This is a genomic window from Pseudomonas sp. O230, from assembly GCF_045447035.1.
In the GTDB taxonomy this organism is placed as follows: Bacteria; Pseudomonadota; Gammaproteobacteria; order Pseudomonadales; family Pseudomonadaceae; genus Aquipseudomonas.
On the sequence record NZ_JBJGXN010000009.1, the window covers coordinates 20,906 to 34,423 of the forward strand.

Below are 13,518 nucleotides of genomic sequence, written 5' to 3' on the forward strand. Positions count from 1 at the left end.
TGACCTCCGAGCAATTCTCAGCCATCAAGAGTGTAGATCACCCCCGCTCGCCCTCCCCCGACTTATGACTGACGGCCACGCTTGAGCGTTTCGCTCGGCAGCTCTTTGAACAGCGCCCGATAGCTGCTGGAAAACCGCCCCAGATGCCAGAACGACCACTGCATCGCCACTTCGGCCACCGTGGTTTGCGTCGGCGAGCGGTTGAGCAGTTCACGGTGGGCGCTGTTGAGCCGGCGCAGGCGCAGCCAATGGGTCGGCGTCATGCCGGTGTAGGCCTTGAACGCGTGTTGTAACTGGCGCAGGGAAACCCCGGCGACCTGGGACAGCTCCAGCAGATTCAGGGTTTCTTCCGGGGAATCCGCGGCCCATTCGCCAATGCGCCGCATCACGCCCCGCTCTTCCGCACGCCGCTGCAAACCGCCGCGATCCAGGCAGACGCAGGCGTTGTCGAGGATGTACAGACAGTCTTCCAGCAGCTGCTGGGTCAAGGCTTCCCGACTCGGCGGATCGAGGGTTTGCGCCAGCCGGGTCAGCGTCCCGCTCAACCAGCGACTGAACAATGCATTCTGCCCCGAATTGAGCGGCGCCATGAACAGTCCTTCCAGCCGGGCGACGTTCAGACCGTGGCGCTGCACGAACTCTGGCCCGAACACCACGGCGATTTCCTGGTAGTTCTCCGGTGTGATCCAGATGTTGCGGCTTTCTTCATTCAACACGTACAGCGCGTTGTCGCTGCGATCGAAACAGAACGCCAGCGAACCTTCGGGCGCACTGAAATTCTGCTCGACCCGAGTGTTCATGTGCTCTTCGTAGATCTCTACACCTCGCAGGTCCAGATAGCGCACCCGTCCCGAAAAATGCCCGGGTGACATCTGCTGGTATTGCTGAACCCAGCCCGGCGTGGCGCGGATTTGCTCGGCCACATCGGCCGTGTTGAACGCTTGGACCTGCATCGGATTGCACGCTGTCATGGGTGACCTTACGCACTCGTTTGGTGCGTTTTGGTGCTGCTGAAAGTGGATAGATGGAACGTCAAGGCTCGCCCAAGATAGTCGTCAACGCGTCCCAGGGGAAGTGTGTGGCGGATGAAACCACCCTCCCCGGCGTTAATAAAACCAATAACGAGGTCTTTATGAATGTCCCTTTCGATCAGCTGCTTACGTGGCTGAAAGATCACAAGATTACCGAAGTCGAGTGTGTCGTCAGCGACCTGACCGGCATTGCACGCGGCAAGATTGCGCCCACCAACAAGTTCCTGCATGAGCGAGGCATGCGCCTGCCGGAAAGTGTGCTGTTGCAAACGGTAACCGGGGACTTTGTCGACGACGACATCTACTACGACCTGCTCGACCCGGCCGACATCGACATGGTCTGCAAGCCGGTTTCCGACGCGGTTTACGTGATCCCGTGGGCCATCGAGCCTACCGCGATCGTGATCCACGACACCTTCGACAAATTCGGTAACCCGATCGAACTGTCACCGCGCAACGTGTTGAAGAAAGTCCTGCAGCTCTACACCGATAAAGGCTGGAAGCCAATTGTCGCGCCGGAAATGGAGTTTTACCTGACCCAGCGTTGTGAGGACCCGGACTTGCCGCTCAAGGCGCCGCTGGGTCGTTCGGGCCGTGCGGAAAGTGGGCGTCAGTCGTTCTCCATCGACGCCGCCAACGAGTTCGATCCGTTGTTCGAAGACGTCTACGACTGGTGCGAATTGCAAGGCCTGGACCTCGACACGCTGATCCACGAAGACGGCCCGGCGCAGATGGAAATCAACTTCCGTCACGGCGACGCGCTGGACCTCGCCGACCAGATCACCGTGTTCAAACGCACCATGCGTGAGGCCGCGCTCAAGCACAACGTGGCGGCGACGTTCATGGCCAAGCCGATTGGCGACGAGCCGGGCAGCGCCATGCACATTCACCAGAGTGTGGTGGACATTGCCACCGGCCAGCCGATTTTCGCCAATGCCGACGGGCAGATGAGCGAGCTGTTCCTGCATTACATCGGCGGCCTGCAGAAATACATCCCCAAAGTGCTGCCGATGTTCGCACCCAACGTGAACTCGTTCCGTCGCTTCCTGCCCGACACCTCGGCACCGGTGAACGTCGAATGGGGCGAGGAAAACCGCACCGTGGGCCTGCGTGTGCCGACCTCCAGTCCCGAGGCTATGCGCGTGGAAAACCGTTTGCCCGGCGCCGATGCCAACCCCTACTTGGCCATCGCTGCCAGCCTGTTGTGCGGCTATCTCGGCATGGTCGAGCGCGTCGAACCGAGCGCCGCGGTGCAGGGCCGTGCCTATGAACGACGCAACCTGCGCTTGCCGATCACCATCGAGGATGCGCTGACGCAGATGGAAGAATGCGAAACCATCGAGCGTTATCTGGGCAGCAAATTTGTCCGCGGTTACGTGGCAGTCAAGCGAGCGGAACACGAGAACTTCAAGCGGGTGATCAGCTCCTGGGAGCGGGAGTTTTTGCTTCTTAGCGTCTAACAACCACGCGTCTTATGAGATCACGTTTCCTTTGTAGGAGCTGGCTTGCTGGCTCCTACAGAGGACATTAAGGCTCAGGAAGAATCCAATAACTCCAAGAGGTGTCGATATGCGTCTATTGAAATCCGTGGTCCCGCTCACGCTTGCCGTCCTGTTCAGCGCCGTTGCCCAGGCCCAACCGCAGGTCAGCGTCTACAACTGGACCGATTACATCGGCGAAACCACCCTCGCCGACTTCCAGGCCAAATCCGGCATCAAGGTGATCTACGACGTCTTCGATTCCAACGAAACCCTTGAGGGCAAACTGCTCGCCGGCCGTACCGGGTACGACGTGGTGGTGCCGTCCAACCACTTCCTCGCGCGCCAGGTGAAGGCCGGCGCGTTCCTCAAACTGGATCGCGCGCAACTGCCGAACTTCAAGAACCTCGATCCGAAACTGCTGGCGCTGCTGGAGAAAAACGATCCGGGTAACCAGCATTCGGTCCCGTACCTGTGGGGCACCAACGGCATCGGCTACAACGTCGACAAGGTCAAGCAAGTGCTGGGCATTGATCACATCGATTCCTGGGCCGTGTTGTTCGAACCGGAAAACATCAAGAAACTCAGTCAGTGCGGCGTGTCGATGATGGACTCGGCGGACGAAGTATTTCCTGCGATCCTCAATTACATGGGCATGGACCCCCGCAGCGAAAACCCCGAGGACTATAAGAAGGCCGAAGCCAAGCTGTTGAGCATCCGCCCTTACATCACCTACTTCCACTCGTCCAAGTACGTATCCGACCTGGCCAACGGCGACATCTGCGTGGCATTCGGTTACTCCGGCGACGTGTTCCAGGCTGCCAACCGCGCCAAGGAAGCCAAGAACGGCGTGAACATCGCCTATGCGATTCCGAAGGAAGGCAGCAACCTGTGGTTCGATTTGCTGGCGATTCCTGCCGACGCCAGTAACACCAAGGAAGCACACGCCTTCATCAATTACCTGCTCGACCCACAAGTCATCGCCAAGGTCAGCGCCTCGGTCGGTTACGCCAATCCCAACCCGGCCGCCAAGCAATACATGGACGCTGAGCTGGTGAACAATCCCGAGGTGTACCCGCCTCAGGAAGTCCTCGACAAGCTCTACATCTCGACCACTCCGCCCCAGGCGATCATGCGGCTGATGACCCGTTCCTGGAGCAAAGTGAAGTCCAACAAATGAATCAGTACAACCACGAACATGCGCGCTCCTATTACGCGGCATCGGCCCATACGCTGACGCCCTTCCCTGCGTTGGAGGAAGACCTCATGGCCGATGTCTGCGTGATCGGCGGCGGGTTTACCGGGGTCAACACCGCCATCGAACTGGCTCAGCGGGGGCTCTCGGTGATTTTGCTGGAAGCCCGGCGGATCGGCTGGGGCGCCAGCGGGCGCAACGGCGGGCAGTTGATTCGCGGCATTGGCCACGAGGTCAGCGGTTTCGCCCGGCACGTCGGTGTAGAAGGCGTGCGTTATCTGGAGCGCGCCGGGACCGAATCGGTGGAGCTGGTGGGCAAGCGCATCCGCGAGCACGGCATCGATTGCGACTTGCGTTGGGGTTTTTGCGAACTGGCCAACACCAAGGCGCAGTTCGCGGCGTTCAAGGCTGAGCAGGAAGGCCTTGTCGACTCGGGTTACGCCCATGAAACGCGCTTGGTCGGGCCGGAACAGATTCGTGAACAAGTGGTGAACTCGGGCGTGTACGCCGGTGGCCTGGTGGATATGGGCTCGGGGCACTTGCACCCGCTCAATCTGGTGCTCGGCGAAGCACGACTGGCGCGATCGCTTGGGGTGCAGATCTTCGAGCAGAGCCCGGTGCTGGAGTTGATGCATGGCAACACCGTGCAGGTGCGTTGCGCCGGTGGCACGGTGCGCGCCGGCAGCCTGGTGCTGGCGTGCAACGCGCATCTGGACGAACTCGAACCGAAACTCAGCGGCAAGGTGCTGCCGGCGGGCAGCTACATCATCGCCACCGAGACTTTGGCACCAGAGGTTGCAAAGCAATTGATCCCGCAGAACCTGGCGCTGTGCGACCAGAAAGTTGGCCTGGATTACTACCGGCTCTCGGCGGACCGCCGTTTGCTGTTCGGTGGTGCCTGTCATTATTCCGGGCGTGATCCGGCAGACATCGCCGCTTACATGCGCCCGCAAATGCTCAAGGTGTTCCCGCAACTGGCCGATGTGCGCATTGATTATCAATGGGGCGGCAAGATTGGTATCACTGCCAATCGCTTCCCGCAGGTCGGGCGCTTGAGCCAGCATCCGAACGTGTTCTACGCCCAGGGTTACTCCGGTCACGGCCTGAACGTGACCCATTGGTGCGCCAAACTGCTGGGCGAAGCGATTCATGCCGGGCACAGCCGAGGCTTTGACGTATTCAGCGCCGTGCCCCACATGACCTTCCCCGGCGGCCCGAAGCTGCGCTCACCGCTGCTGGCTCTCGGCATGTTCTGGTATCGCCTGCGCGAAATCCTCGGCTGAACCACAACCCCCCTTGTAGGAGCCGGCTTGCCGGCGATGGCGACCTCAAGATCACTGCAAGTCTCAAGGCCCAATCGCCGGCAAGCCGGCTCCTACGCTGTCCGTGTTTATCCGACCAGCCGGGTAAACACCAATCCCTGTAGGCGCTGGCTTGCCGGCGATGCCGGCCTCAGGATCAACGCAAGTCTCGAGGCCCAATCGCGAGCAAGCTGGCCCCTACCGTTACTGGTGCGTCCGCCTTTTAATTTGCTCAATCGCGAGGCACTTCTATATTGAGGAGGTGCTCTGACTTTCCTGTGTCCTGGCGAGTGCGGCCTATGGCTACGACTGACCCAATGATCATCTGCGAGCACTGCGACTGCGTGTATCAAAAAGTCACGCTCGCCAAACATCAGAAAACCCTCTGTACGCGTTGCGGCGGCGTGCTTCAGCGCTATAACGGCCTGACGGTGGAGCAGCGGCTGGCGCTGACTGTCACCGCACTGGTGCTGTGGATATTCGCCAATTTCTACCCGGTCATGAGCATCAGCCTGCAAGGCCTGAAAAATAGCGCAACGCTGTGGGATTCCGTGCTGGCCCTGAGTCTGGGCCCAATCACTTTCATCGCTATGGTGGCGGCCATCGCCATGATCATCGCGCCGATTTTCCAGTTGCTGCTGCTGATCTGGGTTCTGAGCTTCGCCCTCTCCTCCCGCCGCTCGCCGGGTTTCAGATTCTGTATGCGCTGGCTGGAAACCCTGCGGCCCTGGAGCATGCTGGAAGTCTGCCTGCTGGGTGCGATGGTCGCGGTGATCAAACTCGCCGGGTTACTCGACGTTCTGCCCGGCATCGGCCTGTTTGCCCTGGCCATTCTCAGCCTGATGATGATCCGCATCGCCGGGCGCGATGTCCGTGAACTGTGGGATGTTTTATGACGACGCCCCCAGTCGCCAGCGAGCTCAACCTGTGCCTTTGTCACAGCTGCGGCCTGGCCTGTGACATGACCGGCGAGCCCCACGAATGCGAGCGCTGCGGTGCGCCGCTGCATCGGCGCAAAACCAATGCCCTGACCCGAACCTGGGCTTACTTGCTCACATCGCTGGTGTTTTATATCCCGGCCAATCTGTTGCCGGTGATGAACACCAAAATGGTCGGCAACGGCGCAGACAGCACCATCATGGGCGGTGTGCTGGATTTCTGGCAGCACGGCGCCTGGGACATTGCCCTGATTATTTTCATCGCCAGCATCGCCGTGCCGGGGATCAAGTTCGTCGCCCTGACGCTACTGCTGGTTACCGTTCAACGCGAAAGCCTGTGGGCGCGCAAGGAGCGGTCGAAAATGTTTCGCCTCGTTGAGCTCATCGGTTATTGGTCGATGCTCGACGTCATCGTGGTGGCCCTGGTGGCATCGCTGGTGAAGTTTCAAGCCCTGGCCGATATCGAACCGCGCGCGGGCATTCTGTTCTTTGGTCTGGTGGTGGTGTTTACCATGCTCTCGGCCATGAGTTTCGACCCGCGTCTGATCTGGGACCCACACCATTCGAAAAACGAGGAGGTCATGGATGAAGTCGCAAGCCACTGACGGGCCGCAAGCTCCCGGGCAAGCCCCGATCAAAACCCGTCGTTTCAGCGTTTCATTGGTGTGGATCGTGCCGATTATTGCGGTGCTGGTGGGTATTTCGCTGGTGGTGCACAGCATCCTGCAGGAAGGACCGACCATCACCGTCACGTTCAAGACCGGCAGCGGTCTGACCGCGAACAAGACCGAGGTCAAATACCGCAATGTGGTGATCGGGCATGTCTCCGACGTGGAACTGAGCAACGACCAGAAAAGCGTCAACGCCACCATCAAACTGGCCAAGCAGGCGGAAAGTTTCACCCGCGAAGACTCGCAATTCTGGGTGGTGCGGCCCCGAATCGGCGCGGGCGGCGTGTCGGGTATCGATACGCTGCTGTCCGGGGACTACATTGGCGCCGACATCGGCCAGGCCAATGCGCGGGCGAAGAACTTCAAAGGCCTGGAAAACCCGCCGCCGATCACTTATGGCGAACCGGGCAAGCGCTTCATGCTGCATACCCCGGACCTCGGTTCACTGGACATTGGCTCGCCGGTTTACTACCGCAAAATTCCCGTCGGGCAGGTTGTCGCCTATGCCCTGGACGTCGATGGCAAAGGGGTGAACATCGAAGTGTTCATCCATTCGCCCAACGACGCCTACGTCACCGAAAACACCCGGTTCTGGAATGCCAGCGGGATCGATGTGAATGTCGGTGCCAACGGTTTTTCGCTGAAGACTGAGTCGCTGTCGTCCATATTGGTGGGCGGCATTGCATTCAGGGCTCCGGAATACAATCCCAACGATAAGCTGGCGCAAGAGGACAACGCCTTCGAGCTGTTCGAAGACCCGCAAACGGCCCTCGCCCCGCCCAGCGGCAAGGCGCAATACCTGAGTTTGCGTTTCGACCAGGCATTGCGTGGGCTGAAGGTCGGTGCGCCGGTTGAGTTCCTAGGCATCGAGTTCGGCAGAGTGGTGTCGGTCAATCTGGATTTCGATGCAAAAAAACGCAGCTTCCCGGTCAACGTCGGCATCGTGATCTACCCGCAACGGCTCGGTCAGGCTCACGCCAGAATGCTTGAGGCGTTGAAGCATGACCCCAATGACGAAGCCGCCGGTGTCAGGCTTATGGGCTCCTTCATCGAAAACGGTCTGCGGGCACAAGCCCGAAGCGGCAACCTGTTGACCGGTCAGCTCTATATCGCGCTCGACTTCTACCCTACCGCAGAGAAAGTCGTGTTCGATCCCACCGCTCGGCCGGTGTCCATTCCGACCATTCCCGGCAGCCTTGAGCAGCTGCAGGAAAAACTCGAAAGCATGGTCAACAAAATCAACGACCTGCCCATCGGGCGCATTGCCGGCAACCTCGACAGCAACCTCGTCGAGCTGCGCAAAGGCCTCGCGCAATTCAACGCCAAGACCTTGCCCGGCGTGCAAACCACCCTGGCGGACGTCAGCAAGACCCTGCAATCGGCCAGCTCGACCCTCGCCGAAGACTCGCCGCAACGCGAGCAATTGACCCAGACCCTGGACGAACTCGGACGCATGTCGCGCTCCTTGCGTGAACTGTCGGATTACCTGGGCCGGCATCCGGAGTCGCTGATTCGCGGTCGTCCCAACAACGCAGCACCGGCGGATCTACAGGGCCCACCACGCAACTGAGCACAGGAGCAACACCCATGGCTTTTTCGCTGAAGATTAGCTTGGTCACTGCGTGTCTACTGCTCGTCGCCTGCCGCAGTGACCCGATTCAGTTCCACACGCTGACACCGACACAATTGAGCGGCACCGCACGCGGCAACGGCGGAGAAATCCAGATCGAAGGCCTCAGCGTTCCGCCTCAGGTCGATCGCCCGCAGATCGTCATTCGTCAGGGCAACAGTGGTTTGGCGATTCTCGAGACCCAATGGTGGGCCGCGAGCCTGGTCGACGAATTGCGCAGCGCATTAGTCGATCAACTGGCCAATAGCAATCCGCAACAAAAAGTCTCGGTACGCCTCGATGTGCAACGCTTCGACTCGATACCCGGGCAGTACGGTTTGATCGACGTCAAATGGCGTCTGCGCAATCCCGGCGAAGGCGATAACACGCTGATCACCTGCCGCAGCACGTTGCAGACACCTTCAGGACCGTCCATTGATGACTTGGTGGTAGCCCAGCAAAACAACGTCAGACGCCTGGCGGCGTTGATCAACCAGGCCGCGAGCGGAACACAAAAAGGTTGCCCGGTGGCGCAATGAATTGACGTTTTTTTCTCATTCCGTCCCTTACATTTGGCGCCGCTTTAAACCTGCAAATGATTCGTATTGACCTACAATCATTCACGACCCTTCCGGTCTGTCAGCGTCCACGATTCTTAAAATAACGGGAGCCGCCACCGCATGAATCGCCCTATCCCCTCTTTCCTGAAAAAAGCCCTGCTCGCCACTGCCCTACTGAGTGCCGGCCACGTCTACGCCGCAGATGCCGACGGCATCGTGGTCTACAACGCCCAGCACGAAAGTCTGACCAAAGCCTGGGTCGAAGGCTTTACCAGGGAGACCGGGATCAAGGTCACAGTGCGCAATGGCGATGACACGGAAATGGGCAATCAGATCGTGCAGGAAGGCGCGGCCTCCCCCGCCGACGTGTTCCTGACCGAAAACTCCCCGGCCATGGTGCTGGTGGACAACGCCGGGCTGTTTGCGCCGGTGGCGCCCACTACCCTCGAACAAATCGACGCGGCCTACCGTCCGGCCCATGGCAAATGGGTCGGGATCGCGGCGCGCTCCACGGTGTTTGTCTATAACCCGGGCAAACTGCCCGAAGCCGAGTTGCCGAAATCACTGATGGACCTCGCCGACGCCAAATGGAAAGGCCGCTGGGCAGCCTCGCCCGCCGGTGCCGACTTCCAGGCGATTGTCGCCGCCGTACTGGAGCTCAAGGGCGAAGCCGCCACCCTTGAGTGGTTGAAGGGCATGAAAAGCAACTTTACCGCGTACCGGGGCAACAGCTCCGTGCTCAAAGCGGTCAACGCCGGGCAAATCGACAGCGGTTTGATTTATCACTATTACCGCTTCGGTGATCAGGCCAAGACCGGCGAGAACAGCAAGAACACCGCACTGCACTATTTCAAACACCAGGATCCGGGCGCCTTCGTCAGTATTTCTGGTGGCGGTGTCCTGGCGTCCAGTCAACACAAGGATCAAGCCCAGGCGTTCCTCAAGTGGGTGACCGGCAAAGACGGCCAGGCCATCCTCAAGACCGGCAATTCGTTTGAATATGCGGTCGGCAAGAACGCGCAATCCAACCCAAAACTGGTGCCCCTGCAGCAGCTCGACGCGCCGAAAGTCGACGCCTCGAAACTCGACAGCAAGAAAGCCGTTGAGCTGATGACACAGGCAGGACTGCTCTAATTGATGCCTGAAACATTACCGGCGGGCGTCGCTGAGGCGATACCCGCACATTTGGGCCGCCGCTCCCGCGGAGTGTTCGTGGGTCGTGGCGGTGCGTGGGTGATCGGTTTGTCGGTGCTGGTTTCGCTGCTGGCGCTGTTGCCAATCGCCTTTGTCCTCGGCGTGTCCGTGCAAACCGGCTGGACGACCTTGCTCGCGCTGGTGTTTCGGCCACGGGTCGGCGAGCTGTTGATCAATACGGTGTTGCTGGTGCTGATCACGATTCCCCTGTGCGTCGCGCTGGGCGTAACCCTCGCCTGGCTGACCGAACGCAGCGATCTGCCGGGGCGCCGCTGGTGGTCGTTGCTGGCGACCGCGCCGCTGGCGGTCCCGGCATTCGTTCACAGCTACGCCTGGGTCAGTCTGGTGCCGCCGATTCACGGGCTGTTTGCCGGGGTTCTGGTGTCGGTCATCGCCTACTTCCCTTTCCTCTATTTGCCGATTGCGGCGACGTTGCGCCGGCTCGATCCGGCGATTGAAGATGTCGCGCAATCAATGGGGCTCAAGCCTTGGGCAGTGTTTTTTCGCGTGGTGCTGCCGCAGTTGCGTCTGGCCATTTGCGGCGGCGCGTTGTTGGTCGGGCTGCACCTGCTGGCCGAATACGGCCTGTACGCGATGATCCGCTTCGACACCTTCACCACGGCGATCTTCGATCAGTTCAAATCCACCTTCAACGGGCCAGCCGCGAACATGCTGGCGGGTGTGCTCGCGCTGTGTTGCCTGGCGATGCTGACCGTTGAATCGGCGGCGCGTGGCAATGCGCGGTATGCCCGCGTGGGTTCCGGGAGCGCCCGCGAACAGCAGGTCGTGCGTCTGAAAAAGCTGCCAACCGTGCTCGCGCTGACCTTGCTGGTCGTGACCTGCGCCCTCGCACTGGGGGTGCCGTTGATCACCTTGGGCAAGTGGCTGATCGCCGGTGGCACGCAGGTCTGGCAAATGGCCGAGCTGATACCGGCGCTGCAACAGACGCTGCTGCTCGGGGTTGTCGGCGCGGCCCTCACCACCTGCGCGGCGATTCCGATTGCGTGGCTGTCGATCCGCTCGCCGGGTCGGCTGCAACGGGTCCTCGAAAGCTGCAACTACATCACCAGTTCGTTGCCGGGCATTGTGGTCGCCCTGGCGTTGGTGACGGTCACGGTGCATTTCGCCCGGCCGATTTATCAGACCACGATCACCGTGCTGCTGGCGTATTTGCTGATGTTTTTACCTCGTGCGCTGGTGAGTTTGCGGGCGGGCATCGCTCAGGCACCGGTTGAGCTGGAGAACATCGCACGCAGTCTCGGGCGCTCGCCCGGTCGTGCATTGTGGGTGATTACCCTGCGACTTGCCGCGCCCGGTGCTGCCGCAGGCGCTGCGCTGGTGTTCCTGGCGATCACCAATGAATTGACCGCCACCCTGCTGCTCGCCCCGAACGGCACGCGCACACTGGCGACCGGCTTCTGGGCGCTGACCAGCGAGATCGACTACGCCGCTGCTGCGCCTTATGCCTTGCTGATGATCTTGCTGTCACTTCCGTTGACCGGGCTCCTCTATCACCAATCCAAACGAACGGCTGGCCGATGAACGCTCTTGAACTGCATTCGATCTGCAAATCCTATGGCGCGCATCGCGCCCTGGAAAACATCAGTCTGTCGGTGCCCACGGGTAGCCGCACGGTGATCGTCGGGCCGTCCGGTTCGGGCAAAACCACTTTGCTGCGCATGATCGCCGGTTTCGAGTTTCCGGACCGGGGCCGCCTGACGCTCAATGGCCAGACGTTGGTGGACGACACACACGAGGTTCCGGCGCATCAGCGCCAAATAGGTTATGTCCCGCAGGACGGCGCCCTGTTTCCGCACATGACGGTGGCCGCCAACATCGGTTTCGGCCTGTCGATCAAGGGCGCCATGAAACACGAGCGTATTGCCGAACTGATGGACAGCGTGGCACTCGATTCCAGCATGGCCAATCGTTGGCCCCATGAGCTTTCCGGCGGCCAGCAACAACGTGTGGCACTGGCGCGAGCGCTGGCGCAACAGCCGCGCCTGATGTTGCTCGATGAGCCGTTTTCCGCGCTCGATACCGGCTTGCGCGCCGCCATGCGCAAACTGGTCGCGCGGTTGTTGGCCGATGCCGGTGTCACCACGATTCTGGTTACCCACGACCAGAGCGAAGCACTGTCGTTTGCCGATCAACTGGCGGTCATGCGCGAAGGCCAACTGGTGCAGTCAGGTCATCCACTGGACCTTTACCGTTATCCCGACGACGAACAAACCGCGCTGTTCCTCGGCGATGCCGTGGTCATGCCCGCCAGGATCGAGGCCGGCTGGGCGCATTGTGATCTGGGGCGGATCCCGGTCAATAACCATCGCAACAACCACTGCGCGCAGATCATGCTGCGGCCCGAGCAGTTGCAACTGGTCGGCATAGGGCCGAGCGCGGCGGAGGCCGTCGGGTGCCGGGCAGTGGTGACCGAGCGGGATTTCAGCGGTAATACCTGCACCTTGACCGTGGAACTGGATTCTTTGCCTTCAGCGGAACAGCCCGGCCGCACACTCATGGTGCGCAGTTCGGGCCTGTACGCGCCACCCACCGGCAGCGCGGTTCACGTCTCGACCATCGGCCATGCCCATGTGCTGAGCGAACCTTAAAGATCGAAGCGGTCTACGGCCCGTCGCCGCTCGTTGTCATCGCGCACGTCGTAGTTGGCGGTCGTCTGGATATTGCTGTGATGCGCAAGTTTCTGCGCGATCGACAAATCGTGCTCCTCAATCACCCGGGTAATGAACGAGCGTCGAAAATCATGCGGCATGATTTTCACCCCGACCTGCGCACCCCGCTGGCGGGCGATGTAATAGATTGCGTGTTTTGTGATGCGCTCGCGGGTGATGTGACTGCCGCGACGGATCCGATTGAACAGAAACGGATCGTCCACCTCGCCGTCCTTGAGCTGCGAACGCCGTAGCTCCAGCCAGGCGTCCAGTTTGGCGAACGCCCAGGCCGGTGCGTATTTGATCAGTTGTTTGTTGCCTTTGGCGGTCACCCGCAGGCTGCGCTCGGTGAAATCCACCTGATTCAGGTCGAGGTTCACCGATTCCGATTTACGCATGCCCGAGCCGTACAAAATCCCGATGATCGCCGCGTCGCGCAAACCTTGTGGTCGGGGATCGGCGGCACAGACCGCCATCATTTCCTGAATCAGTGAGCGCCGCAGATTGCGCCCCTGCGACAGCCGTGTGCCGGCAATGCCTTTGACCGAGCGCATTTTCAGCAAGTGCTCCTGACTGATCAGGCTCATGCGCCACGCTTCGTTCATCACCCCGCGCACGGCGTTGACGTACAGCGACGACGTATTGGGCGCGTAGCCATCCTCGCGCAGGGCCGCGACCAGCGCGATCACATCCTCGGGCTGAAGCTCGTGCCAGGGGATGTCCTCGACGTTCATGTCTTCGAAGCCCAGGCGATCGGCGGCGTCCTGCAACACATAACGCATGGTCAGTTGGCTGGACGGCGCCAGTCGCGCCAGATACACGGTCATCGGGCTCTTTGCAGCAGTTGAATCAGCAACAGGTAAGTCAATCAA

The 13,518-nt window shown here is 60.5% G+C and carries 12 protein-coding genes; 10 read left to right on the forward strand and 2 right to left on the reverse strand.

Translation table 11 applies throughout. The features are described from left to right. Positions 1 to 62 precede the first annotated feature (62 nt). On the reverse strand, positions 63 to 971 hold the full coding sequence (locus ACI77H_RS19975; RefSeq protein WP_407013444.1) for a helix-turn-helix domain-containing protein: 909 nt from the start codon (positions 969 to 971) through the stop codon (positions 63 to 65). A 161-nt stretch (positions 972 to 1,132) separates the two neighbouring features. Between ACI77H_RS19975 and ACI77H_RS19980 the strand changes: the two genes are divergently transcribed. The 10 genes from ACI77H_RS19980 to ACI77H_RS20025 all read left to right on the forward strand — a co-directional run bounded on the left by ACI77H_RS19980 (position 1,133) and on the right by ACI77H_RS20025 (position 12,586). Continuing rightward, positions 1,133 to 2,491, forward strand: a complete 1,359-nt coding sequence (locus tag ACI77H_RS19980; RefSeq protein WP_150637048.1) for a glutamine synthetase family protein — start codon at positions 1,133 to 1,135, stop codon at positions 2,489 to 2,491. 109 nt (positions 2,492 to 2,600) lie between these two features. Beyond that, on the forward strand, positions 2,601 to 3,689 hold the full coding sequence (locus tag ACI77H_RS19985; protein ID WP_407013445.1) for a polyamine ABC transporter substrate-binding protein: 1,089 nt from the start codon (positions 2,601 to 2,603) through the stop codon (positions 3,687 to 3,689). After that, positions 3,686 to 4,987 carry an NAD(P)/FAD-dependent oxidoreductase gene (locus ACI77H_RS19990; protein WP_407013446.1) on the forward strand — a complete coding sequence of 434 codons (1,302 nt, stop codon included), beginning with the start codon at positions 3,686 to 3,688 and terminating at the stop codon, positions 4,985 to 4,987. Before ACI77H_RS19985 ends, ACI77H_RS19990 begins: the two co-directional genes overlap by 4 nt. A 317-nt stretch (positions 4,988 to 5,304) precedes the next feature. After that, entirely contained in the window at positions 5,305 to 5,901 is a 597-nt protein-coding gene (locus ACI77H_RS19995; RefSeq protein ID WP_407013447.1) for a paraquat-inducible protein A, read from the forward strand. Beyond that, on the forward strand, positions 5,898 to 6,548 hold the full coding sequence (locus tag ACI77H_RS20000; RefSeq protein ID WP_407013448.1) for a paraquat-inducible protein A: 651 nt from the start codon (positions 5,898 to 5,900) through the stop codon (positions 6,546 to 6,548). Before ACI77H_RS19995 ends, ACI77H_RS20000 begins: the two co-directional genes overlap by 4 nt. Continuing rightward, the gene (locus ACI77H_RS20005; protein ID WP_407013449.1) at positions 6,529 to 8,184 is read left to right on the forward strand and encodes an intermembrane transport protein PqiB; all 1,656 of its coding nucleotides are present in this window, start codon (positions 6,529 to 6,531) and stop codon (positions 8,182 to 8,184) included. Before ACI77H_RS20000 ends, ACI77H_RS20005 begins: the two co-directional genes overlap by 20 nt. A gap of 17 nt (positions 8,185 to 8,201) precedes the next feature. Continuing rightward, on the forward strand, positions 8,202 to 8,762 hold the full coding sequence (locus ACI77H_RS20010; protein WP_407013450.1) for a membrane integrity-associated transporter subunit PqiC: 561 nt from the start codon (positions 8,202 to 8,204) through the stop codon (positions 8,760 to 8,762). Positions 8,763 to 8,903: 141 nt separating this feature from the next. After that, complete coding sequence (locus ACI77H_RS20015) at positions 8,904 to 9,917, forward strand: iron ABC transporter substrate-binding protein (RefSeq protein ID WP_407013451.1); 1,014 nt, start codon at positions 8,904 to 8,906, stop codon at positions 9,915 to 9,917. Positions 9,918 to 9,920: 3 nt separating this feature from the next. Beyond that, positions 9,921 to 11,519, forward strand: coding sequence for an ABC transporter permease (locus tag ACI77H_RS20020; RefSeq protein ID WP_407013452.1), 1,599 nt, complete (start codon positions 9,921 to 9,923; stop codon positions 11,517 to 11,519). Next, complete coding sequence (locus ACI77H_RS20025) at positions 11,516 to 12,586, forward strand: ABC transporter ATP-binding protein (protein WP_407013453.1); 1,071 nt, start codon at positions 11,516 to 11,518, stop codon at positions 12,584 to 12,586. The genes ACI77H_RS20020 and ACI77H_RS20025 overlap by 4 nt, the downstream gene beginning before the upstream one ends. Here the strand turns inward: ACI77H_RS20025 and xerC are convergent. Further along, a complete protein-coding gene (gene xerC / locus ACI77H_RS20030; RefSeq protein WP_150634298.1) occupies positions 12,583 to 13,473 on the reverse strand; it encodes a tyrosine recombinase XerC in 891 nt (296 codons plus the stop codon). The genes ACI77H_RS20025 and xerC overlap by 4 nt on opposite strands. Positions 13,474 to 13,518: the final 45 nt, after the last annotated feature.

Excerpts from the sequence above, each read along its gene's own strand:
- ACI77H_RS19975 (WP_407013444.1), bottom strand. The coding sequence starts at position 971 with ATGACAGCGTGCAATCCGATGCAGGTCCAAGCGTTCAACACGGCCGAT.
- ACI77H_RS19980 (WP_150637048.1), top strand. The coding sequence starts at position 1,133 with ATGAATGTCCCTTTCGATCAGCTGCTTACGTGGCTGAAAGATCACAAG.
- ACI77H_RS20015 (WP_407013451.1), top strand. The coding sequence starts at position 8,904 with ATGAATCGCCCTATCCCCTCTTTCCTGAAAAAAGCCCTGCTCGCCACT.
- ACI77H_RS19985 (WP_407013445.1), top strand. The coding sequence starts at position 2,601 with ATGCGTCTATTGAAATCCGTGGTCCCGCTCACGCTTGCCGTCCTGTTC.
- ACI77H_RS20025 (WP_407013453.1), top strand. The coding sequence starts at position 11,516 with ATGAACGCTCTTGAACTGCATTCGATCTGCAAATCCTATGGCGCGCAT.
- ACI77H_RS20005 (WP_407013449.1), top strand. The coding sequence starts at position 6,529 with ATGAAGTCGCAAGCCACTGACGGGCCGCAAGCTCCCGGGCAAGCCCCG.
- ACI77H_RS19990 (WP_407013446.1), top strand. The coding sequence starts at position 3,686 with ATGAATCAGTACAACCACGAACATGCGCGCTCCTATTACGCGGCATCG.
- ACI77H_RS19995 (WP_407013447.1), top strand. The coding sequence starts at position 5,305 with ATGGCTACGACTGACCCAATGATCATCTGCGAGCACTGCGACTGCGTG.
- ACI77H_RS20020 (WP_407013452.1), top strand. The coding sequence starts at position 9,921 with ATGCCTGAAACATTACCGGCGGGCGTCGCTGAGGCGATACCCGCACAT.
- ACI77H_RS20010 (WP_407013450.1), top strand. The coding sequence starts at position 8,202 with ATGGCTTTTTCGCTGAAGATTAGCTTGGTCACTGCGTGTCTACTGCTC.
- ACI77H_RS20000 (WP_407013448.1), top strand. The coding sequence starts at position 5,898 with ATGACGACGCCCCCAGTCGCCAGCGAGCTCAACCTGTGCCTTTGTCAC.
- xerC (WP_150634298.1), bottom strand. The coding sequence starts at position 13,473 with ATGACCGTGTATCTGGCGCGACTGGCGCCGTCCAGCCAACTGACCATG.